Here is a 22,917-nt window from a genome sequence, read left to right as displayed (position 1 = left end):
CCGTAACTACATAGATAGAATTGCATGATCGATGAACACTCTTGGGTGACGACCTTGAGAATTAAATTTTTTCATAGCTTCATCGAATATATCGTTACTTGCTCCATCTAGCGTACACTCAAACGCTTCGATTTTTTCTAGAGCCCCCCCTTTCGAATCAGGGAACATATCTAGCCCTTCCTTCAACACATCGATATATGAAATAAGCTTATAAATAGCATCAGCGTCATTTGCCGCTTTGGCAGATTGGCACTTGTGGCACATATCAAACTCAGCGCAAGGTAAGTCTACGCCTAGCGCAAAGTTCGTTTCACGTTGTGTATTCTTGCCATCAATCATGACTTGCTTCCCGTCGCAAGCGATCCCATTGGGGTTAGTTTTGCGCTTTTTCTCACCTTCCTCGTATGTCAGCATCGGAATACCGCGCCTTTTAGTAACAGCATCTTTTGCTTGCTCTAAGTCATTATCATAGAGGTTTTCGATGACTTCGATACCCTGAGAGAGAATGACTTTATTAAGTGATGGAAGCCCGTTTATGTAACTTCTCTCTATTGTGTCTCGCTTGTTTTGGAGCAAGCTTTGAACGGCTTGAATCCCACCCTCCGCATAGGCTTGATTACTGCTCATTTCTCGCCAGCGACTTGATTGAAGAGAGAGGTAGTAATGGTTGGGTTCAACAGACCATAGTTTCATGAGACTGGCTGAAATAGGGCTAATTCCTTCCCAATCATAAGGAATATACCTGGAAGTTCTTGCTAAAAGCAGTCGTTCATATTTCTTAGCTTGTTTGTTCGCTTTGTCTTTCGCATATTGCTCTATATCTTTAATAAGCGTTAAATCACAAGCGGGGACTTTGAAGTATCCTGTTTCGCCACTTCTATAGTTAAAAGAAACGGTAACATTGCCATCAATTTCGGAATAGGTGAGCGGAAGTAAAATTCCCTTAAGAGGTAGGTCTGTGTAACAAGATAAAATGCAGTAGGCGCTGTTGGTCGCTCCTTGACTTGCCTTATTCTTGGAAATTTCCTGCACTTCTTTATGAGCAACCGTGCGACCTAAATGATTCGTGACCTTTTTTAACGTGATGGCTTGTTGATTTCGGTAGGTGTAAAACAGCTCTTTAAACCAAGGTAGATTACCCGCCCGATGGGGAGATAACAGGTGTAGTGTGTTAACGAGGTATTTATTTAGCTCATGCAAATTAAAGGTATCACTGACTTCTGAGTAGTTATTGAGAGGAAAAATCAACTCCGAGCCATCTTCACCATTGCCGTAGAGTTTGGATAATCGTTCTAGTAGCTTTATAAACTTCACGCCATCGCGCTTATCAACGTCAAATTGCTCCCCCACCAAAAGGGCATCGACTTCGCTGCTTGAGCGAGGCTTATAGCTTGAGATCTTGACTATCTGTAGGCTTTTGTCTCGCTCTTCGGTATGAACATGAATTGGGTGGGCAATGTTTCGAATGTTGCTGTCGTTCAGTGAGGTAAAAAAGCACATTAAGTGATAGGCGGCAGCCATTGTAAGGTTAAAGGCTGATGCAGTATTAACAGCAGTGTTATTTTTGCTATATCTTCCTACATTCACTTTCAATGATGTAGGAATTTGAATTGTTTCCTCATGCAAACCAAGACTAATGATAAGAGGCAGAGTTTCGGGTAAAGACGTGTTGTTTTCTTTAGCAGCAATGAGCTGTGGTGCAAGAGTGAAAAACAATGCCTCTAATCGTGTGACCAGAAGCTTTTCTTCCTCATCTGAGTAACCCTTAAAGGGCGTATTTTCTCCTGTAAACCCTCGGTGATTTCTCGCCCAATCTGAAATAGGTAAGCCGCACCATTCAAGCGCAGTACGAAGGCTTGAAAGCAAACCAGTAGCGCTTGATTCTTTCATGCCTAATTCATCACCGTGATTGTATTCCCACAGGCGTTTTGAAGGGGTAAACATCTTGATTCGATGCCTTAATTCGCCATCGTTGCCAGCATACTTCAAATAGCCGTTTTCGGTGAACGGGTTAACATTTATGGTGTCACAAAAAGCCAGGTAGCTGCGCAAGTTATCGTAGTTTGAGCTGACGGTGCGCGCTGAATTCCCATTGCTGACATATTGATTAGCTTTCTTGCAAAAAGTTCTGATAAATACAGCTCGACTGTTTATCTTTTCGTTTTCTTTGCTCCCCCCTAAATGCAATAGGTGAGAAACATCGAACTGCTGCACTTTGTTTGATTTGGCATCTTTATAAGGAATCTCAAAAGTCAAAGGAACAACATTTTGATTGTTTCGTATATGCTTGACGGCTTTGGACTGTTTTGCGATTTTGCTTTTCGCCATTACGACCAACCCCCGTTTATTTTGCGGTTTTTGGCTTTAGCTGTGTTGATTTGGTCGTCCAGCTTATTCATGTACTGAATGTACTTTTCGGTGGTCGATGTGCTGGCGTGTCCCATCAATTCCGCTAAATCACCCATAAGATAGTCATAGCTAACATTACGTTCTTTTGACTCTTCCCAAAGCCAGTGAGTAGCAAAGGTAGAACGTAAATCATGAATTCGGTAATACCAAGAAGAGTCCACTTCCCGAATCTGCTTTCTAAGGTTTGAAAAGTGCGTTTCTAAAGTATTGGCGGAGTATGGCACACCTTTGTTTGAGAGAAATAGGTACGCAATGGTATCCATTTTGTTGCCTGCCTGAATAAGGTCATTGCGGTTGTTTAGGTTTTTAAGTTGCGTGTGACTTTCTTTGTGTACCTCTAGCTCTTCGTACAGTTCTATAGGGATTTCTACGGTACGCTCTTTGCGGCCTTTCGTGTGAGTAATTTTGATTGGTACAGTATCTAAATCACTGTAGTCAGCGTTTCCGATATCGTGAGCGGGGAAGTGAATGGCTTCATCTATTCTAAGTCCTGCTTCGACACATAGGCGAAAGATGAGTTTTGTCGTCTTTGGGAGTGATGTTATATGCTCATTGAATAAAGCTTTGTGCTCGGGGTGCATGGGCTTGAGTTTTTTATGAGCAGGCGTTTTTTGTTTTTTAGGAAACCTCTTCATGATATTGGAAGTTTCATAAGTACGCTGCGAGCCAGATTTTGTGTGAGCCAGCATATCGTGTTGGTTTAACTCCTGATGTACTGTTTCTGTGGTGTAGTGCGTAACGATATTTTCATCGTTATTTTTGATGTAGCCGTTTTTTTGCATCCACTTATAGAATCCAATTACCACACCCATATAGGTGCGAGCGGTAGATAAACTAAAAGCCTCGTTGCCATTAGAGCCTTCAATATCATTGCAGTTCGCAAGTAGAAACTCAGCAAATCGCCAAGGAGCGCCTTCTTCTTCGTACTTTGATAGGGTTTTATACGTTAGGTATTCACATGGTATTTCATGACCATCTTCATCAACTCGACAGTGGTGAGTCGAATCCAAATAACGAGTGAAAGCGAGCAAACCTTTTGCGATTGAACCTGTGTCTTTTACGGCCGCTTCACCACGCAATTTAGATACTATATAAAGAGACTGTGGATAAACCACTCTACCGTCAGGGGCAACGATGATATCGGTTTTCTTTATGCGTGATTTTAGGTTGGAAGGAGAAAGGTCGAGAGAGTATGTCACTTCCCCTGATTCAGTATCGGTATTTGTAGAGATTCTTAGCTTTGCTAATGTATCGACTTCGATAGAAAGAAGTCGGTAGTCATCATAAACATCAGAACATTTTTCTTTGTACGTTTCTATCACAAAACAATCCTCGATATGCTACCCACATATCAAAGCTAGGTTTGTCATAAAAACAGATCAAGGATTTCTGTCATGCTTTTTTTCTAAGGGTAAACTTCTTCTCGCCCCAAACACCGAATTGGTCTGCAACGGCATGGTCTTCATCTGAGAGAAGCGTAAAGTTAAGTTCATCACGCTCAATAAATTTACCTAGACGTTTTACTGGGTCAATACTGACACCCAATACCACAACGTTGTGAGCGTCAAGCTCGGCTTTAACGTCACGTAGCCCCTGAGCTTGCACAGTGCAACCCGGTGTCATAGCTTTAGGGTAAAAGTAAAACAGGACTTTCTTACCTTTGAAGTCTTGTAGTGTGACGGTGTTGCCGTCTTGGTCGAGCAAAGAAAAGTTTGGAGCTGGTGCGCCCGCAGTCAACGTGTTCATCAAAATTCCTTTGAAGCTGAATGGTGTTATTGTTTTATTTACTACCGCTGATGAAGTTCAGCGAGCCTTTTACTGATAAGCGTTGACACAAAGAGTCGAACTCTTCTTGTAACTGCATCAAATTGCAATTTTCTTCTACGTTAGCAGTTAGAGCGATCTGGAATTGATCGACTTCTGTGCCCGCACGCTCTTTGACAATAGTTTGCGCGCTTAATGAAGCCAGACCGATCTGTTTATCGGCGAAAAACTGGGTAAATTGTTCAGTGAGTCCAATGCGGTCTTCTGATTCAATAAACACTTCAACAGTATATTGATTCGGTAAGGCGTCGTGTTTGGATGTACGTTTCATCATCGTAATGAGATCATGTTCTTGCCCTAAAAGTGGCAAGGTAGTCTCAACTCTTGTGATGTAACTGGGGGTGCCGGATATCAGCATTATGAGAGTAAATTCATTACCAAACATGGCAATGCGACTATCGATGATGTTACATCCGGCTTGTGCGACCAGATGTACGACTTCATTACAAATCCCTGGGCGGTCAGTACCAACGGCGGTAATCACTAAATACTGATTCATGGTGTCACTCTAAAGTCCTTATTTGATGATATGGTAGCACAGCTAACGGTAAAGCTCTTGTGATAGATGTAACCGAATACCGACAAATTTAAGGGGAATAAGTTTATCAGCCAGAAAATTAACCTGTTGATGACACCTCGAAATAGTAATAGCGCACCTTATACGTGCCTCATATCTGAAATCTGATAATTATTCATTCACTTCTTGCGGGGATCGTTTTTAATCTCTTGTGTTTATCAATAGCATTACAGTACCATGCAAGAAGTATCAATTTAGGGAGATCACCATGTTTTCAGGAAGTATTGTTGCCTTATTAACCCCATTCACTCCAGACGGCGAAGTGGACTTCGTTAGCTTACGAAAGCTAGTTGAGTATCATATTGAAGCTGGTACAGACGGTATTGTTGCTGTCGGTACAACAGGTGAGTCTGCAACACTAACTGTTGAAGAACATGTCAAGGTCGTCGCGAAGACGGTTGAGTTTGCTGAAGGTCGTCTACCAATTATTGCTGGTACAGGTGCAAATGCGACGCACGAAGCGATTACATTTAGTCGCTTATTTAATAACGTTGGTATTGCGGGTTGTCTGAGTGTGACACCGTATTACAACAAGCCAACGCAAGAAGGCATGTATCAGCATTATAAAGCGATTTCCGAAGAGACAGACATTCCACAAATCTTGTACAACGTACCTGGTCGTACAGGTGTGGATCTACTACCAGAGACGGTTGCACGTTTATCTGAGATTTCAAATGTTGTTGCACTTAAAGATGCGACCGGTGATTTATCACGAGTTCAAATTCATCGTGAACTTTGTGGCGAAGATTTTATCTTACTAAGTGGTGATGATTCGACAGGGCTTGATTTCATTAAGCAAGGCGGCACTGGTGTGATTTCCGTAACGAACAACATTGCAGCGGCAGACATGGCAAAAATGATGAAGCTGGCTCTAGAAGGTAAATTCGAAGAAGCTGAAATCATCAATCAACGTCTTATGCCTTTGCATAAAAATCTGTTTGTAGAATCTAGCCCGATTCCTGTGAAGTGGGCTGCGCATAAAATGGGTTTGATTGACAACGGAGATTTACGTTTACCTCTTGTTGAACTATCCGAGCAAGCAAAACCTATTGTTGCTCAAGCTCTAACAGAAGCTTGTATTTACTAATAGAACATTAAGAGGAGTGAACTATCGCTCCTCTTATTAAGGGAGTATCAATGAAATTTTCTCGTCAGCTAGCGGTATCGTCGTTAGCTGTTATTGTTTTAGCCGCTTGTTCGAGTGACCCTAACACTCGTCGCGAAGCAAAAGATGACTTTAACTACCTAGATGCGCCACCGCTAGAAAGTTGGACGCTACCGGAAGATGCCACGCCTCAGTTCTATCCAAATTATGAAATTCCTAAAGGGGATTACTCGGGTGGCATTGGCCGTGAGGTTGATATTCGTCCGCCTCAACAAGTTTTAGAGCTTATCCCTGGTGCTCGAGTAGAAAGACAAGGCTCCGACGTAACACTGTGGCTGCTACAAAAAGATGAGATGGATAAAGTATGGTCAACAGTCAAGACCATGCTAGCTGAAATCAACGTCAAAGCACGAAAAGAAACCGATGACTTTATCGAAACCGACTGGGTGTCTTGGGTTTCTGAAGATGAGGACGTTGAGATTGGTAGCCGTTACGAGATAAGCCGTTTCGAAGCAAACAATCGTTATGGTTTCAAAATGAAGCTGATCGATTGGCGTGAGGGTGGAAAAGATAAGCCAGTAACTCGTGTTAACGAAGAGCGTTACAACACATTGATGACCAATTTGGTAACTGCTCGCTATGACAGAGACCTTCGTGAAGAAGCCGCTCGTCGAGCTCAAGAGTTGGTCAAGTCTATCCCGATTAGCATGGGTACGGACAGAAGTGGTCTGCCAGTCATCATTGCACGTACACCGTATAATGTAATGTGGCAAGAGATCCCAGAGCTGCTGCCTAAGATGGGCTTCACCATTGAAGAGCGTAACCAGTCTCAAGGTACTGCAAAAGCCAAATACGCTGCACCGGATGACGCGTTCTGGAATGACGTTGGCTTGAAACCAATTGATCTAGAACCGGGCGAATACACCTTCCTATTCGGTGATTTAGGGAACCGTACTTCGATTAATGTTACGGATAAAGACGGTAAGCCAGTAGCAGAGAACCTGCTCCGCTCCCTAGAACCGTTGATATCGACAGTGATCAAGAAAGACTAAAACAAAAAAGGACCGTTAAGGTCCTTTTTTTATGTCTTCGTCATCATCGCCATATTTTTGTTTATCTAACTCATTGAGGCGGTCAAGTTCATGTTTACGTGAACGGACGTTATCTTCTTGGTTGAACTTCATATTGGCGGTGTGTTTCAGTGCTGCAATGTTGCCAATCACAACGGCTACAACAACAATAATGATAACCCACGGGTTAAATAGCCATTCAATCATACTTCACTCTCAACGTTGTATATTTGTTATATATTGATTGTAGATGTAATCAAGTTGAGAAAGTATGGCACGTTGTCCCAAAATCTCTGATTGCTCTAAAGTTTCTTGAAGCAATGTGATGGAAAGTTGGCTAAGACATTGTTCTGCCGTGGCATGGTGGCTGATATGCCAGGGTTCAAAGGCTACTCCGCCACGATCTTGCTGATAAGGAAAGCGGAAACCATACCGGCTAGCATTGTTTTTTAGCCATTGATAGAAGGGTACTTGATGACCTTGTGTATATTCCCAAGGCTCTAAGGCGAGAGAAGTGTCAACAGGTAACAAGTTACCTGCATAGACATCAAAATCGGTACCCCAGTGGTGGCGGCTTGCACCGGGTAAAGCACTCCAACGCAAAATTGCTCGAACCTTTTGCTCATCAGACAGTGAGGCAGTATCCATGGGGTGGCTATCATCGTCTAGAATTGGCTTACCCCCTGACATTTTGTTGTTCCAAATACCAAGTTGACGCTCGAAACTTCGAAATCCACTGGCGATATACAGTTGAAATCCATCGGATGAAGCAGCTTGAATCAGAGCGTGCAAATCTTGCCTAACTTGCTGATGCACAAGAAACGCTTTGTTTCCAACTTGAAGTGGAACTAGCTCACATTCACTTTGACCAACAAGCTGCTTTCTATCCATATCTATTTACCCAAAAGATTAAACAGAGTTTTCTCGTACATATCGGTGAGCTTTTCAAGGTCAGCAATGTTTACACATTCGTTTACCTTGTGAATGGTTGCGTTAACAGGACCAAGCTCTACTACTTGAGTGCCCATGCGTGCAATAAAGCGGCCGTCGGATGTACCACCCGTCGTTAGAAGCTCAGGTTTCTTATGGTTGACCTCTTCCACGGCATCGACTACTGCATCCAGTAATTCACCTCTATCCGTTAAGAACGGATGACCACTTAATGTCCATTTTAACTCGTAATCCAACCCATGAAGGTCAAGTGTCGAATGTACGCGTTGTTTGATGTCTTCGTCGGTCAGTTCAGTACTGAAACGGAAGTTGAACTGCACATCGAATTCACCAGGAATCACATTAGTTGCACCGGTGCCAGAATGTAGATTGGGGATCTGGAAGCTGGTTGGAGGAAAGAAGTCGTTACCTTCATCCCACTTTGTTGCAGCAAGCTCTGCTAATGCAGGAAGCGCTTGATGCACTGGGTTGTTTGCTAGGTGAGGGTAAGCAACATGACCTTGTATGCCTTTTACTTTCAAATCACCAGTGATAGAGCCACGACGGCCATTTTTAACCACATCGCCAACCGCTAGCGTACTTGAAGGTTCTCCTACAATACACATGTCGATCAGCTCGTTACGCTCCATCAAGGTATCGACCACTCGGGTAGTCCCGTTAATAAATGGGCCTTCTTCATCAGAGGTGATCAAGAAAGCAATGGAGCCCGTGTGGTTTGGGTTCTGTTCTATAAATCGTTCTACCGCAACAATCATACAGGCTAGCGAGCCTTTCATATCTGCTGCACCACGTCCATGAAGATGACCATCAATGATTGTTGGTTCAAATGGTGGGGTATGCCATTGTTCTTTTGGTCCAGCTGGTACAACATCGGTATGGCCAGCAAAGGCGAATAGCGGCGCTTCACTACCTTTGCGAGCCCAGAAGTTGGTGGTGTCTTCAAACACCATCACTTCGATCTCAAAACCGAGTTTTTCTAGGCGTTCAATCATTACCTTTTGGCAATCTGCATCTTCCGGTGTTACTGATTCGCGACTAATTAAATCTTTTGCGAGTGCCAATACGGGGCTGTCTGTCATCCTTGATGATCCTTGTACTTATCGTTAATTCGAATTATGCGTTGAAAATCTGTTGGTATTGATCAGCTTTGAAGCCAATGTGTTTGCTGCCGTCAATATCGACAATAGGACGTTTAATCATGGCAGGATGCTCAACAAGAAGTGAGATCGCAGAGTCTTCATTAAGTGTGTCTTTTTGCTCTTGTGAGAGCTGGCGGTATGTCGTGCCGCGTTTGTTTAGTACTTGTTCCCAACCTAGAGCATCACAAAACTCGCGAACCATTTGCTCTGAAATACCATTTTTACGATAGTCGTGAAATGTGTACTCCACGTCATTAGCTTCGAGCCACTTTTTAGCTTTTTTAATTGTGTCGCAGTTAGGGATCCCAAACATGGTGATCGACATAATGACTTCCTTTCTATAATTGACTTGCCGACTCGGCAATTTTGTTTTCAAGCATCCTATCAAGAACTCTCCTTATAAACAAAAACTTGTTCTTTATCACACTTGGTCTGATCTGTTTGTTCTGAACAGATGGCGCAAAAACAACAGAAAAGCCAGCTAAATTAACCAATATTGATGAAAAGTTACAAAATCTGAATTGTTGATATCGCGCGGATTATCGAGAAATTGATCAAGCGCAACACCATCTTGTTGAAATCCAATATATTGGAAATGCACATAAATAGGAGGTGTCAATGGAACTGAGTCCTGTTTTTGCACGTCGTCTCTATCTCGCATTGCTTGTTGAGAGCATCGAGAGACCGAATGTGCCAAAACTTATCGAAAAAACGGGGTGGCCTCGCCGAACAATTCAAGATGTAATCAAGGCGCTACCTGGTATCGGCATTGAGCTCATGTTTGTTCAAGATGGGCGTAGACACAATGATGGTTATTACCAGTTATCTGACTGGGGACCATTCGACAGCCAATGGGTGATTGAACGCCAAAATGACATCGAGTCAACTCTTGGCGTTTAAGCAGCATATCGTTGTTGAGTGTGAATTAAGTATCAGCCGTGTGCATATGGATGATAAATGAGGCCAGAGTGAAGACTCTGGCTTTATTTTTTACATCGGTACGCGCTACCTATCAAGGTTACCGACGTTTGAAAGTCGAGAGGGGATAGCAAAAGTACAGTATCTGCTTCCAACTCACTTGCATGATTCTTTATGTCATTCATTGCGCCACGGGCCAGTGCATCATTGCCATAAAAAATCGAGCTATACCAGCGTCCTTCTGAACCAGTGATGTCGCCTTTCCAAGCGCAAGACGAGACATCCATACTGGCATCCAGTCTTACCTCAACACGTTCAGCTTGCGGTGATGAAAGTTGATTGGCTGGTGTTGAGCAGCCTTGCAGCACAATCAGTGCGGTGATAGCACCGAGACTACGTTTAGTTAAGAGCAACATAAGCAATAAAACCTATCCAGCTAAATACCAACAACATCCAAGGTAAACGGGTAGAGCCTACCTCCTGAACTTGAATGTCTTGTGTTTGATTGTCTGCTTCAACGTGGTCACGTTGCTGCTTATCTCTTTTCTGTTTTTTTAGCGCTTTATCTGCCTGACGTTTTTTTTCTTTCTGCTGTTTTTTAAATTGCGCGATGCCTTTTTCAATTCCTTGAGCGATCAATTTAGTCTGTTCTTTTGTTTGACCAGGCTTTTGGGTTGATTTCGCTATGCGCATCGCTTCTTGCTGCGTTTCTACAGAAGGCGCACTTTTGTTGGTTTTCATACTCATCCTAACTCAAAATTTGCTGCATTTTATCATAACCAAGAGTTTGAACTTGAATCATTGCGCCATTAACACCATATAGTTTGATATTAGTTAGAATTTGAGACGTATTATGCGCTATGGCATAGAACAATATGACCAGCACGGAATCCTCAAAGCGCCAATTTGGCTCTGGTTAGGGTGGGCGTTCCTGACACGTGCTTGGGTGGTATTTATTGTTGCTGGTGCGAGTCGCCAAGAAGGAAGTCAAATTCTCGAGTATGTTTACCCAAACCACACTATGCTTTACCTCGGATTGGCCATGGGGCTACCGATTGTTGTAGGAATGTGGCTAATGGGATTGCGTAAAGCGGATACAGACAAAATCAATCGCTCTGTTAGCTATTTAAGAGGCACTTCTATTCTCGTGGTGCTAATGCAGCTAGGACATACTGTCTACTTAGTCAGCTTACAGCACTGGCAGTTTACCTGGACCAACGCGATGACTCTGGTATTGCTGTGCTGGTTTGCTATTTATTTGGTAAATAGTCGCTATGTGATAGATTGCTTAGCGATGCCAAGAAAAATCAATACAGTTACTGATCAAGGTCATACTACGAGTAACTAGTTAAAAATACACTGTGCAAAAACAGAGGAAAGATCAATGTCATTACCACAAAGTGCAATAACGCCTGATGCTGAACCATTTGCGTTGTACATGCAGTTAAAAGTGAATCAAAACCCTCAGCAAGTGCTAAGTGCACTGCAAGCATTACCACAGTTAGTAAAAGAGCTTAATGAGTCTCAACCTGGTGCTGAACTGACTTCATCAGTAGCATTCTCTCACTCATTCTGGACACAGTTTGAACAGGCGATGCCGCCAGAACTGAAAGCGTTCCCAGAACTAGGTGAAGGTGATATTCACGCTCCATCGACTGAGGTAGATGTATTAGTGCATTGTCACTCTAAGCGTCATGACCTGCATTTTTATGTGTTGCGTAAACTCATGGGTCAGATTGCTGAGGACGTAACTGTTGTGGATGAGACCTACGGCTATCGCTTTATGGATGCTCGTGATATGACCGACTTTATTGATGGCACTGAAAACCCGAAAGGTGAGCAGCGTGGTGAAGTCGCATTAGTTGCTGATGGTGAGTTTGCTTCTGGAAGTTACGTGATGGTGCAACGTTTTGAACATAATCTGCCAGCGTGGAACCGCCTTAATGTTGCAGCACAAGAAAAAGTAATTGGTCGTACCAAGCCTGATTCTATAGAGCTGGATGATGTCCCTGCCGCATCTCACGTGGGGCGTGTAGACATCAAAGAGGAAGGCAAAGGACTTAAAATTGTTCGTCACAGCTTACCGTATGGTACGGTAAGTGGCGCTCATGGCTTACTGTTCATTGCTTATTGTCATACGGTACATAACTTCGATGCGATGCTTGAAAGCATGTACGGTGCAACCGATGGTAAAACTGACCAGTTGTTACGCTTTACCAAAGCGGTCACAGGGGCGTATTTCTTTGCGCCGTCGCAAGAGATGCTTGCCTCACTAAATATCGCAGCATAATCCATATCTTGGTTCCTAGGCGTTTGTACTAGGAACCTTCTCACTACCTTTTTTCCCTTCAGTTTTTTCTCATTTAGTCGATATCAAACTAACCCTCTTGTTTTCGGAACTTGTATGTCGATTACTGTTAATACCAATGTCAGTGCAATGATGGCGCAGAATCAACTGAATAAAGCGTCTCAGGCGTTGAATCAGTCGTTAGAGCGCCTGTCATCTGGCTATCGTATTAATAGTGCTAAGGATGATGCAGCTGGCCTACAAATTTCTAATCGATTAGAAGCTCAAATAAGTGGTTTAGGCGTAGCGCAGCGTAATGCAAATGATGGTATTTCCATCATGCAAACTGCGGAAGGCGCGATGAATGAAACCACATCAATCCTACAACGAATGCGAGATCTCTCGCTGCAATCTGCCAATGGTTCCAATTCGGCTCAAGATCGAAAGGCGCTGCAAGAAGAGTTTACCGCCCTTAATGATGAACTAAATCGAATCGCAGAAACCACCTCATTCGGTGGTAAAAGATTGCTCAATGGAAGCTTTGGTAAGGCCACGTTCCAAATAGGTGCGCAGGCAGGTGAGGCCATTCAAGTTGAACTAAAAAATATGCGTTCTGACCAACTGGAAATGGGCGGCGTTGCTTATCGTGCCAATAATGGCGTTTCTGAATCGTGGCTGGTGGATTCAAGTAATCGTAGCTTGAGTTTCAGTTATCAAGATGCTCAAGGTAGAACTCAGACTGACACGATAGAGCTTAAAGTTGGCGATGATATTGAACAGGTTGCAACTTACATTAACGGGCAAACAGATACGATTTCAGCCTCAGTAAACGGGCAGGGGCAGTTACAATTGTTTGCAGACTCCCAGCAAGTCACCAGTAGCGTTACATTTTCTGGGAGCTTTGCTCAGGCTTTAGATATTGCGACACAAGGTATTGTGACGGTGGATAATTTGTCTATCGAAGCAGTAGGAGGTGCGCAAATGTCGGTGTCGGTGATCGATCAAGCTTTAAAGTATGTGGATGGTCATAGGGCTGAGTTGGGTGCGTACCAAAATAGGCTAGGTCATACCATTAATAATCTGGCAAATATGGAAGAGAATTTATCGTCTTCGAACAGCCGTATTAAAGATACTGACTATGCGAAAGAAACAACCGAAATGTTAAAGCAACAAATCCTTCAACAGGTTAGCACTACGATTTTGGCTCAAGCAAAACAGACTCCTAACCTAGCACTTACTCTTTTGCAGAGCTAATAGCAAAATAGGTCGTACGACGGCTTGGCAGATAACTTTAGTTCTTTTTCCTACAAAACTTCACTTTTTATGTTTCTTATCACAATTCATGTCCAACCGCATAAAAAAAGTAACTTTCCATAAATAAACTTCTCAAGTCTTTCTTTTTGAAGACGATAAAGATAGTAACTTTGAGAGAACTACTTGGTTTTCCGAGACGTCGGAAACCGCTACACCGGAAAATCAATTGGAGAAACAACATGGCAGTGAATGTAAATACTAACGTATCAGCGATGACCGCTCAGCGTTACCTAAACAGCGCAAGTCAGGCGCAAGCAACGTCAATGGAGCGTTTGTCTTCGGGTCATAAAATCAACAGTGCGAAAGACGACGCAGCGGGTCTACAAATTTCGAACCGTTTGAACGTTCAAAGCCGTGGTCTTGATGTGGCAGTGCGCAACGCGAACGATGGTATCTCTATCGCCCAAACTGCTGAAGGCGCGATGAATGAGACAACGAACATCCTGCAACGTATGCGTGACCTATCACTGCAATCGGCAAACGGCTCAAACTCAAAAGCAGAGCGTGTGGCGATTCAAGAAGAAGTGACGGCACTGAATAACGAACTAAACCGTATCGCTGAAACCACAGCATTCGGTGGTAACCGTCTACTGAACGGTACTTACGGTACCCAGTCATTCCAAATCGGTTCAAACAATGGTGAAGCGGTGATGCTAAGCCTGAAAGACATGCGCTCAGACAACAGCGGCATGGGTGGTTCGGTTTACCAAGCAGCGAATGCAAAAGATAAAGATTGGTCAGTGGCAGCAAACTCAACACTGACTATCGACATGAACGACAGCGCAGGTAATGCGATGACAACGCTGACGATTAACGCGAAACAAGGCGACGACATTGAGCAGCTAGCGACGTACATCAATGGTCAAACTGACCTAGTGCAAGCGTCTGTAGATGAAGATGGCGCACTACAAGTATTTGCGAGCAACAATAAAGATATCGACAGCGCTTCATTAAGCTTCGGTGGTACGCTAGCGGGTTCAGGTGAGCTAGACATGTCAGGTGCAGCGGCAGCAGCAACGGTTAACGATATTGATGTCACGTCAGTAGGTGGCGCTCAAGAATCCGTGGCGATTCTGGATTCTGCGATGAAGTATGTGGATAGCCACCGTGCTGAGCTTGGTGCTTTCCAAAACCGCTTCAATCACGCTATCAACAACCTAGACAACATCAATGAGAATGTGAACGCGTCGAAGAGCCGTATCAAAGACACGGACTTTGCGAAAGAGACGACAGCGATGACGAAGAATCAAATTCTATCGCAAGCTTCAAGTTCGATTTTGGCGCAAGCGAAGCAAGCGCCAAACGCAGCATTGAGCCTACTAGGCTAAGCGTCACCTCAGATGACAAACAAAAAAACCAGAGCTTCAGCTCTGGTTTTTTTATGGTCTCACACTTTTTAGCTACAAAAAATAAAGGAGGCAGACTGCCTCCTTTATGATATTTAAATTCTAACTTAGTTAGAGAACAAGATAGATGAACCTTGGTTTAAACTAGTCAGCAATAATGTTTTTTCGTTAACGATATCAATACGTCGACTTTGCTGGGCTTCCATTTTTAGGAACTGCTTAATCATCGCAAGTTGCTCATGAGTAAACTCGTCCGATTGTGCCGTCGCAGTGTCTTTGAACTCTCGAGGTGAAATCAGTAAGTAGTTGTCACTGATAGTCCAAGCGCCTTTCTCAGAAATCTTAATCAAGGTGTGTTTTTCTGGATCGTTACCGTACAAGCGCATTGAAGATTCGCGGATATATTCACCACCTGGCAAATATTTTACGTTGGCCGACATTTCTAATCGGCTTAACGGGCCGATATCGGTATCTGGATAGTCACGGGCAGCAATGATACCTACCATGTTGGATTGCCATTCATTGGACGTTAGAACTTGCTCGATTTTTAAATCACTTCCCCAGTAAAGCCAAGCACTTAGAGCAGTAGATAGAGCAAGTAAAATAGCAGCGTATTTCATTTTCATCAGGACACTCCTTACTTGCACACTTTGCTTAAGTCTGATTGCTCAGTAAAAATACGCATTGTGCTATTTTCACCAGAGAATTCGACACTATGAATAAAGTTCAGTGCAATTTGATCACTCTGATCGCCTGTTACAATCACTTCTAGAGGCAACATGTCGTCGGTATGTGTTTCAATATACTTAGCAACACATTGCTCAATTTTTGGTTGCCAGCTAGAGACGTCAGGGTGGTTTTCAGGCGTCACAATCTTAACGCTTTCGACCATACCAAGCTCTTTAAAGCTTGATTGCGCCGGGTTGGTTACCATAAGCACAAGAATAGGTAGCAAAATTGCCACTACGACCATTGCCCAAACGGTTGGCGGTGTCTTTTCTTTTGGAGCTGGTGGGATCACTGGCTCTGAGTGAGGAATTGTTGACGCAGAGTTTGGCTCTTGCAGTTCTTTGGCAAGATCAACAACAGGAGCTTCGTTTATGGCTTCTGATGAAGCGACAGGCACAGAGCGCTCAACACTAGATATAAGCTGATAGCCACGCTTAGGCACCGTCTTTACAAATTGAGGTGACTTTGTTGGATCTTTCAGCATCTTGCGGAGCGTAGAAATAGCTTGAGTCAAGCTTGAGTCATCGACCTCAAAGCCTTGATCTCTCCAAACAAATTCATGAAGGTCGTTACGGGTCACGACTTCATTCGGTCTTTCAGCGAGTAGAAGTAAAATGCGACTTTCATTACTACCAAGACGGACTACTTCATCGTTATTGGTTTGATCGACTAAAGAGTTGCTATTAGGGTCAAAAATGTACTTTTGACCGAGTATAAACTTAGTGCCTATGTTACTCATTGCATTCTTCTTTTTAGTGCCGCAACGCGACAGATACTGATACTTTGGCACTGAATAATTGCAGGGCCAATTATAGGATTTTAGGATTTTTTTATAGTCAGGAGCAGTAGGATAATAAAAACCAATCAAAAAAACAGCATTTTTATGTTTTTTGACCTTGAATTTACAATCTTCATCCTCATTTCTTTAGCAGATTAATCATAGCAATAACGAGTTCCAGAAAATGTCGAAACTCGATATTAAATGTGTAATGGAGATAGCATGAGCACCGCTGAAACTAACAATAAAGAAACCCGTGGCTTTCAGTCAGAGGTAAAACAACTTCTTCACTTAATGATTCACTCTCTGTATTCAAATAAAGAGATCTTTCTAAGAGAGTTAATCTCGAACGCGTCCGATGCAGCCGATAAGCTGCGCTTTCAGGCGCTATCTAACGCTGACTTATATCAAGGTGACGCAGACTTAGGCGTTAAGTTGTCGTTTGATGCAGAGAGCAACACATTAACCGTTTCCGATAATGGTATCGGTATGACGCGCGATGATGTGATCGAACACTTAGGCACTATTGCAAAATCAGGTACAAAAGAGTTCTTTGCTAAATTGTCAGATGAGCAAAGTAAAGACTCACAACTAATCGGTCAATTCGGTGTTGGCTTCTACTCAGCGTTTATTGTGGCAGACGCGGTGACCGTACGCACGCGCGCAGCGGGCACGGCCGCTGACCAAGCGGTGCAATGGCACTCTGCTGGTGAAGGCGACTACACCATCGAAGACATCACTAAAGAAACACGTGGTACGGATATCATTCTTCACATGCGTGAAGAAGGTAAAGAGTTCCTATCTGAATGGCGTCTTCGTGATGTAATCAGCAAATATTCAGACCACATCGGCATTCCAGTATCTATTTGGACGCTTGAGCGTGATGAAGAAGGTAAAGAGACAGAACAAGGTAAGTGGGAACAGATCAACAAAGCGCAAGCACTTTGGACTCGCAACAAATCTGATATTACCGATGAAGAGTATCAAGAGTTCTATAAGCATGTGTCTCATGACTTTGCCGACCCTCTGCTATGGAGTCACAACCGCGTAGAAGGCAAGAATGACTACACTAGCTTGCTGTATATTCCAGCTAAAGCGCCTTGGGATATGATGAATCGCGATCATAAGAGCGGACTTAAGCTGTATGTACAACGTGTGTTTATTATGGATGACGCAGAACAGTTCATGCCATCTTATTTGCGTTTTGTCCGTGGTCTAATTGATTCAAATGACCTACCACTAAACGTTTCGCGTGAAATTCTTCAAGACAACAAAGTTACTCAATCGTTGCGTGGCGCATGTACCAAACGCGTGCTAACTATGCTTGAACGCATGGCTAAGAATGATGAAGAGAAATATCAATCGTTCTGGAAGGAGTTTGGCCTAGTACTGAAAGAAGGTCCAGCGGAAGACATGGCAAATAAGGAGAAGGTCGCTGGCCTGCTTCGTTTTGCATCGACGGAGGTGGATTCTGCTGAGCAAACTGTGTCTCTTGCGTCTTATGTTGAGCGCATGAAAGAAGACCAAGACAAGATCTATTACCTAACCGCAGATAGTTACGCGGCGGCAAAAAACAGCCCACACTTGGAGCAATTTAAAGCGAAAGGCATTGAAGTTATTCTGATGTATGACCGCATCGACGAATGGCTGATGAACTACCTAACCGAGTTTGACGGTAAGCAGTTCCAGTCCATTACTAAATCGGGTCTTGATTTAAGTAAGTTTGAAGACGAAGCGGAAAAAGAGAAGCAAAAAGAGACAGAGGAAGAGTTCAAGTCTGTGGTCGAGCGCACTCAAGCTTACCTAGGTGATCGCGTTAAGGAAGTTCGCACCACGTTCAAGCTTGCGACTACTCCAGCTGTTGTGGTTACCGATGACTTCGAAATGGGCACACAGATGGCGAAGTTGCTTGAAGCAGCTGGTCAGGAAGTTCCTGAAGTTAAGTACATCTTTGAAATTAACCCTGAGCATGAGTTGGTTAAGCGCATGGCAGACGAAGCGGATGAAGATGCGTTTGGTCGCTGGGTTGAAGTATTACTAGGGCAAGCAATGCTGGCTGAGCGTGGCTCTATGACAGATCCATCTCAATTCCTAGGTGCAGTGAATAAGCTTTTGTCTAAAGTCTAATAACCTTAGATTTATTTTGTGACTTAAAGCATAAAAATGAGCCCAATAGTATTGGGCTCATTCATTTTAAAGTGTGGTTTAACACAGAGTTAGCGAACTTTAGATGCTTGTTGGCTATTCTTTAGTCGTATTTCGCGCCAAGCAAAAGATTTCTGTGTTAGAATGCGCCGCACGCATAAACATTCAGATCTTTGTTGAGCAATGTTTATACATTCAGAATTCATCTTTATACCGAAACTTATCGTAAAGCAGCCACTAAGGTGAAGCCTTTAGCTGTGAGCTTCGGTATAAAATCTTTTTAAGTATAAGAGGACAAGTCATGCGCATCATTCTTTTAGGTGCTCCAGGTGCTGGTAAAGGCACACAAGCTCAATTCATCATGGAGAAGTACGGTATCCCTCAAATCTCTACTGGTGACATGCTACGTGCAGCAATCAAAGCAGGCACTGAGCTTGGTAAGAAAGCCAAAGCGGTTATCGATGCAGGTCAGCTAGTATCAGACGATATCATTCTTGGTCTAATCAAAGAGCGTATTGCTCAAGACGACTGTGAAAAAGGTTTCTTACTAGATGGTTTCCCTCGCACTATCCCTCAAGCTGATGGCCTGAAAGAGATGGGTGTAGACGTAGACTACGTTATCGAGTTTGACGTTGCTGATGATGTGATTGTTGAGCGTATGGCGGGTCGTCGTGCTCACCTAGCATCTGGTCGTACATACCACGTTGTTTACAACCCACCCAAAGTAGAAGGTAAAGACGACGTAACAGGTGAAGACCTAGTAGTTCGTGATGACGACAAAGAAGAGACAGTACGTGCTCGTCTAGGCGTTTACCACGATCAAACTGCGCCGCTGATTGCTTACTATGGTAAAGAAGCAGAAGCGGGTAACACTAAGTACCTGAAATTTGACGGTACTAAGCAAGTTGCTGACGTAAGCGCAGATATCGAAAAAGCTCTGTCTTAATTCGCAATTGTGAATCAAGTAAAAAAACGACCTTATTAGGTCGTTTTTTTTGATCCATGGATGGTCAGCTAGAGTATATAATCCGTTTAGAAATCAAATAACAACTAAAAGGAAGTCTATGAGCGGTTCGCTAAAAACAGGAGTTTTGCTGGTTAACTTAGGTACGCCTGATGAACCTACAGCAAAAGGAGTGAAAGCGTTCTTACAAGAATTCTTGCATGATCACCGCGTTGTGGATATGAATCGTTGGCTTTGGTGCCCTATTTTGCACGGCGTCATCTTGCCTATTCGTTCGCCTAAAGTCGCTAAACTGTATCAATCAGTATGGATGGAGCAGGGCTCACCCTTGATGGTGTACTCCCGTCAACAAGCCGACAAACTGGCGCAAGCTCTAAATATGCCGGTTGAACTTGGTATGAGCTACGGCAATCCTTCTCTTAAAGATGGGCTCTCAAGATTACTAGACCAAGGGGTTGATAAGGTCGTGGTACTGCCACTTTATCCTCAGTACTCAGGGACGACGACTGCGGCTGCATTTGATGGTATTGCCAAGGCTTGTAAATCTATCTCAACGCTTCCTAGCATTTCATTGGTACGCGACTATCATGACAACGCCAGATATATCAAAGCGCTAGCCAATTCGGTGCGAGCGCATTGGGAGCAGCACGGGCGCGCGGATTACTTGTTGTGCTCATATCATGGCATTCCAAAACGCTACGCTGATAACGGTGACGTCTATCCTCTGCATTGTGAAGCGACGACGAAGCTTCTGGGTGAAGAGTTAGGCCTAGATTCGTCGCAAATAGGAATGAGCTATCAGTCCATTTTTGGTCGTGAGGAATGGTTACAACCGTATACGGAACAGACGTTAAAGCAAATGCCAGATAAAGGCATTAAATCGCTGGATATTATCACACCGGCATTCTCGGTGGATTGTTTAGAAACACTGGAAGAAATCGCGGTGGAGGCGAAAGAAACCTTCATCGAAGCGGGTGGCGAAAGTTATCGTTATATTAGCTGTCTTAACGATTCGCAGGAACACATCGACATGATGGTTGAATTGGTTCAGTCTGCTTAATGGCTTGTCTTAATTAAAAAAGGGTCAGACATTCAATGTCTGACCCTTTTTAGTTATTAAGCTTATTCGTTTATTAAGCGAGTTGTGCTTGTTGCTCTTCTACTTCTTGAGCCTTGCTAATGCCGTTAGACTCGGCACCGTGCATCCATTTTACTAAGGTACTTGAGAACACGAGTAAAATAACACCACAAATGACGGCCGTTGCGGCAATGCCGCCAAAGATAGCCATTGCACCTAGTTCACCAACGTGTGAACCAATAAGGCCAGCCACATAGTTTGCAATCGCATTGAAACCAAACCATGCACCCATCATAAGTGATGCGAGGCGAAGCGGTGCTAATTTCGTTACAAGTGATAGACCGATCGGAGATAGGCAAAGCTCACCTAGTGTGTGGAAGAAGAACGCACCCACTAACCAAAGCATAGAGGTTTTAACCGCAGTGTCGCCGCCTTGCTCCATCACTGCACCAACCATACAAAGGAAGCCAAGTGCTAGGAAGAATAGTGCTAGAGCAAATTTAACTGGAGAGTTAGGTTCACGCTTACCAAGTTTCACCCAAACTGCCGCTAAAACAGGAGCAAGAGTAATAATGAAGAACGGGTTTAGCGATTGGAACCAAGCTGCTGGTACTTCAAAGTCACCAATCATACGGTCTGTATATTGCTGCGTGTAGATGTTCATCAGGCCACCAGCTTGTTCAAAACCGGCCCAGAAAACGATAACAAATAGACCCATGATGAGGATAACTTTAAGACGATCGATCTCTTCTTTAGTTAATGGCGCTTTTGTTTTTGAGTTGTTCAGTGCTTTTGCACGAGCAGCCGCAGGCACGTTACCGATTTCACCTAACCAAGATTTCGCCATAGTAAGCTGCATGATTAAGCTGAGCACCATACCGATACCAGCAACCACAAAACCTGCTGACCAACCGAATGAATCCGTTGCTGAACCCACAACGATACCCGCTAGTAGTGCGCCTAAGTTGATACCCATATAGAAGATAGTGAAGGCACCATCACGACGGTTGTCGCCTTCTTCGTAAAGGTCACCAACCATGGTTGAAATGTTTGGCTTAAACATACCGTTACCAGCGATAAGAAGTGCCAAACCACCATAAAATAAGTGCGCATTAGGCTCGCCTGATGCTGCTGCAGCCAGAGTGAATTGACCCGCTGCCATCAATACACCACCAATGATGATAGATTTTCGTTGGCCTAGGAAGTTATCGGCAATGTAACCACCGATAAGCGGAGTGATGTAAACAAGTCCAGTATAGATACCATAGAGATCTAGAGCATCTTTAGTGGACCAGCCCATACCGCCATTCATAGTAGCATCAGTTAAGAACAGAACTAGGATGGCACGCATTGCGTAATAGGAAAAACGTTCCCATAGTTCGGTACCGAACAATAGAAACAGGCCTCGTGGGTGGCCTAGGATGTTGTGCTGTGCTGTCATAAGTTTTACTAATTTTAGTTATCAAAGAATATAATGTGCCAACTTGTATACATGACCAAATTAATAACTGCAATAGCATTAATTAATAGATATTGTGAATAAAATGTTTAACACAATGAAATGTAAGTAAATTTTTCAGGGATGGTACGAGAAAAATGTGCTGCAAACTAACATTTCATTTTTTGTTAACTCGCAATTATTAGGAATATTCCTCTTTACTATTCGATTCATTAATTGAACTTTAGAGAAAGACCGCAAATTTAGTGATACGATGTAGGTAATTAGAAACATTATGCAGTGAAAATGAAACGTTGGTATTTGCTTTATTGTAAGCGCGGAGAACAAGCTCGCGCGAAAATGCATCTCGAAAATCAAGGCTTAGAGTGCTACTACCCAGAGATCTCGGTAGAAAAAATATTGCGTGGCAAACGACAGAATGTGAAAGAGCCGCTCTTTCCATCCTATGTATTCGTGAAGTTTGATTATGAGGTAGGACCTTCTTTCACTACCGTTCGCTCGACACGAGGTGTGGTTGATTTCATTCGTTTTGGTGCTCAACCAAAAGAGATCAATGGTGATCTGATTTTTGAATTAAGATCGATGGTTCATTGTGATGAGCCAGATTGCGCTGACCTTCCTGACAAAGGGGAATGCGTGAGAGTGATTGGTGGTCAGTTTGCGGGCATTGAAGCCATTTTCCAAGAGGCTGACGGTGAGGCGCGTTCTATTATGTTAGTCAATTTGATTAACAAACAAGTTCCAGTAAGTATCGACAATAAAGATTTGGATATATAAAAAGAGCCTCAGCACTATGCTGAGGCTCTTCTTTAACATCGGGCTAT

General features: G+C 43.4%; 23 protein-coding genes and 1 pseudogene. 11 read left to right on the top strand and 13 right to left on the bottom strand.

Annotated features, from left to right (window positions below; genetic code table 11):
- Positions 1-6: 6 nt before the first annotated feature.
- The 4 genes and pseudogenes from JKJ11_RS13105 to JKJ11_RS13090 form a co-directional block, all read right to left on the bottom strand.
- Positions 7-2,328, bottom strand: coding sequence for a hypothetical protein (locus tag JKJ11_RS13105; RefSeq protein WP_252038305.1), 2,322 nt, complete (start codon positions 2,326-2,328; stop codon positions 7-9).
- Complete coding sequence (locus tag JKJ11_RS13100; protein ID WP_252038304.1) at positions 2,328-3,731, bottom strand: tyrosine-type recombinase/integrase; 1,404 nt, start codon at positions 3,729-3,731, stop codon at positions 2,328-2,330. Before JKJ11_RS13100 ends, JKJ11_RS13105 begins: the two co-directional genes overlap by 1 nt.
- Positions 3,732-3,822: 91 nt before the next feature.
- Positions 3,823-4,155 (bottom strand): annotated as a pseudogene (bcp, locus tag JKJ11_RS13095) (thioredoxin-dependent thiol peroxidase); the annotation flags it as partial.
- 34 nt (positions 4,156-4,189) lie between these two features.
- Complete coding sequence (locus JKJ11_RS13090) at positions 4,190-4,732, bottom strand: glycine cleavage system transcriptional repressor (RefSeq protein WP_006071054.1); 543 nt, start codon at positions 4,730-4,732, stop codon at positions 4,190-4,192.
- Positions 4,733-5,018: 286 nt separating this feature from the next.
- Here JKJ11_RS13090 and dapA point away from each other — a divergent pair, with 286 nt between their 5' ends.
- Positions 5,019-5,897, top strand: coding sequence for a 4-hydroxy-tetrahydrodipicolinate synthase (dapA, locus tag JKJ11_RS13085; RefSeq protein WP_006071055.1), 879 nt, complete (start codon positions 5,019-5,021; stop codon positions 5,895-5,897).
- A 50-nt stretch (positions 5,898-5,947) separates the two neighbouring features.
- On the top strand, positions 5,948-6,967 hold the full coding sequence (bamC, locus tag JKJ11_RS13080; protein WP_006071057.1) for an outer membrane protein assembly factor BamC: 1,020 nt from the start codon (positions 5,948-5,950) through the stop codon (positions 6,965-6,967).
- A 15-nt stretch (positions 6,968-6,982) separates the two neighbouring features.
- On the opposite strand, the gene JKJ11_RS13075 is transcribed toward bamC, so the two are convergent.
- The 4 genes from JKJ11_RS13075 to JKJ11_RS13060 are packed head-to-tail and all read right to left on the bottom strand — an operon-like array spanning position 6,983 to position 9,400.
- Positions 6,983-7,192 (bottom strand): DUF2897 family protein, encoded by a 210-nt coding sequence (locus JKJ11_RS13075; RefSeq protein ID WP_006071058.1) that lies wholly within the window; start codon positions 7,190-7,192, stop codon positions 6,983-6,985.
- Positions 7,193-7,201: 9 nt separating this feature from the next.
- Positions 7,202-7,876 carry a M15 family metallopeptidase gene (locus JKJ11_RS13070; RefSeq protein ID WP_006071061.1) on the bottom strand — a complete coding sequence of 225 codons (675 nt, stop codon included), beginning with the start codon at positions 7,874-7,876 and terminating at the stop codon, positions 7,202-7,204.
- A gap of 2 nt (positions 7,877-7,878) precedes the next feature.
- Positions 7,879-9,015, bottom strand: coding sequence for a succinyl-diaminopimelate desuccinylase (gene dapE, locus JKJ11_RS13065; protein ID WP_006071062.1), 1,137 nt, complete (start codon positions 9,013-9,015; stop codon positions 7,879-7,881).
- A 34-nt stretch (positions 9,016-9,049) separates the two neighbouring features.
- Positions 9,050-9,400, bottom strand: a complete 351-nt coding sequence (locus tag JKJ11_RS13060; protein ID WP_006071064.1) for an ArsC family reductase — start codon at positions 9,398-9,400, stop codon at positions 9,050-9,052.
- A 293-nt stretch (positions 9,401-9,693) separates the two neighbouring features.
- Here JKJ11_RS13060 and JKJ11_RS13055 point away from each other — a divergent pair, with 293 nt between their 5' ends.
- On the top strand, positions 9,694-9,975 hold the full coding sequence (locus tag JKJ11_RS13055) for a winged helix-turn-helix domain-containing protein (protein WP_006071066.1): 282 nt from the start codon (positions 9,694-9,696) through the stop codon (positions 9,973-9,975).
- An 83-nt stretch (positions 9,976-10,058) separates the two neighbouring features.
- Here the strand turns inward: JKJ11_RS13055 and JKJ11_RS13050 are convergent, their stop codons facing one another.
- Positions 10,059-10,409 carry a DUF4156 domain-containing protein gene (locus JKJ11_RS13050; protein WP_252038303.1) on the bottom strand — a complete coding sequence of 117 codons (351 nt, stop codon included), beginning with the start codon at positions 10,407-10,409 and terminating at the stop codon, positions 10,059-10,061.
- A complete protein-coding gene (locus tag JKJ11_RS13045) occupies positions 10,393-10,734 on the bottom strand; it encodes a DUF2956 domain-containing protein (RefSeq protein WP_198558186.1) in 342 nt (113 codons plus the stop codon). Before JKJ11_RS13045 ends, JKJ11_RS13050 begins: the two co-directional genes overlap by 17 nt.
- A 112-nt stretch (positions 10,735-10,846) precedes the next feature.
- Here JKJ11_RS13045 and JKJ11_RS13040 point away from each other — a divergent pair, with 112 nt between their 5' ends.
- The 4 genes from JKJ11_RS13040 to JKJ11_RS13025 all read left to right on the top strand — a co-directional run bounded on the left by JKJ11_RS13040 (position 10,847) and on the right by JKJ11_RS13025 (position 14,922).
- On the top strand, positions 10,847-11,341 hold the full coding sequence (locus JKJ11_RS13040; protein WP_198558185.1) for a DUF2919 domain-containing protein: 495 nt from the start codon (positions 10,847-10,849) through the stop codon (positions 11,339-11,341).
- 36 nt (positions 11,342-11,377) lie between these two features.
- On the top strand, positions 11,378-12,283 hold the full coding sequence (locus JKJ11_RS13035; RefSeq protein ID WP_006071073.1) for a Dyp-type peroxidase: 906 nt from the start codon (positions 11,378-11,380) through the stop codon (positions 12,281-12,283).
- 114 nt (positions 12,284-12,397) lie between these two features.
- Positions 12,398-13,534, top strand: coding sequence for a flagellin (locus JKJ11_RS13030; RefSeq protein WP_124940160.1), 1,137 nt, complete (start codon positions 12,398-12,400; stop codon positions 13,532-13,534).
- Positions 13,535-13,773: 239 nt separating this feature from the next.
- Positions 13,774-14,922, top strand: coding sequence for a flagellin (locus JKJ11_RS13025; RefSeq protein ID WP_006069952.1), 1,149 nt, complete (start codon positions 13,774-13,776; stop codon positions 14,920-14,922).
- A gap of 125 nt (positions 14,923-15,047) precedes the next feature.
- On the opposite strand, the gene JKJ11_RS13020 is transcribed toward JKJ11_RS13025, so the two are convergent.
- Both JKJ11_RS13020 and JKJ11_RS13015 read right to left on the bottom strand, forming a co-directional pair.
- Positions 15,048-15,566, bottom strand: a complete 519-nt coding sequence (locus tag JKJ11_RS13020) for a regulatory protein ToxS (protein WP_006071076.1) — start codon at positions 15,564-15,566, stop codon at positions 15,048-15,050.
- Between the two features lie 11 nt (positions 15,567-15,577).
- The gene (locus JKJ11_RS13015; protein WP_124940159.1) at positions 15,578-16,408 is read right to left on the bottom strand and encodes a winged helix-turn-helix domain-containing protein; all 831 of its coding nucleotides are present in this window, start codon (positions 16,406-16,408) and stop codon (positions 15,578-15,580) included.
- Between the two features lie 261 nt (positions 16,409-16,669).
- Here JKJ11_RS13015 and htpG point away from each other — a divergent pair, with 261 nt between their 5' ends.
- The 3 genes from htpG (at position 16,670) to hemH (ending at position 20,616) form a co-directional block, all read left to right on the top strand.
- Entirely contained in the window at positions 16,670-18,574 is a 1,905-nt protein-coding gene (gene htpG / locus JKJ11_RS13010; protein WP_124940158.1) for a molecular chaperone HtpG, read from the top strand.
- A gap of 319 nt (positions 18,575-18,893) precedes the next feature.
- Positions 18,894-19,538, top strand: coding sequence for an adenylate kinase (adk, locus tag JKJ11_RS13005; RefSeq protein ID WP_006071083.1), 645 nt, complete (start codon positions 18,894-18,896; stop codon positions 19,536-19,538).
- A gap of 118 nt (positions 19,539-19,656) precedes the next feature.
- Complete coding sequence (hemH, locus tag JKJ11_RS13000) at positions 19,657-20,616, top strand: ferrochelatase (RefSeq protein WP_006071084.1); 960 nt, start codon at positions 19,657-19,659, stop codon at positions 20,614-20,616.
- A gap of 73 nt (positions 20,617-20,689) precedes the next feature.
- Here hemH and JKJ11_RS12995 read toward each other — a convergent pair whose 3' ends face one another.
- Positions 20,690-22,075: a peptide MFS transporter gene (locus JKJ11_RS12995; protein WP_006071085.1), complete on the bottom strand. Its 1,386-nt coding sequence runs from the start codon at positions 22,073-22,075 to the stop codon at positions 20,690-20,692.
- 303 nt (positions 22,076-22,378) lie between these two features.
- Between JKJ11_RS12995 and rfaH the strand changes: the two genes are divergently transcribed.
- Positions 22,379-22,870: a transcription/translation regulatory transformer protein RfaH gene (gene rfaH / locus JKJ11_RS12990; protein ID WP_006071087.1), complete on the top strand. Its 492-nt coding sequence runs from the start codon at positions 22,379-22,381 to the stop codon at positions 22,868-22,870.
- The last annotated feature ends 47 nt before the right edge of the window (positions 22,871-22,917 follow it).

This window comes from Vibrio sp. SCSIO 43133 (assembly GCF_023716845.1).
Lineage (GTDB): Bacteria > Pseudomonadota > Gammaproteobacteria > Enterobacterales > Vibrionaceae > Vibrio > Vibrio mediterranei.
The sequence above is the reverse complement of the archived record's forward strand: the minus strand, read 5'-3'. Positions and strand labels throughout refer to the sequence as shown.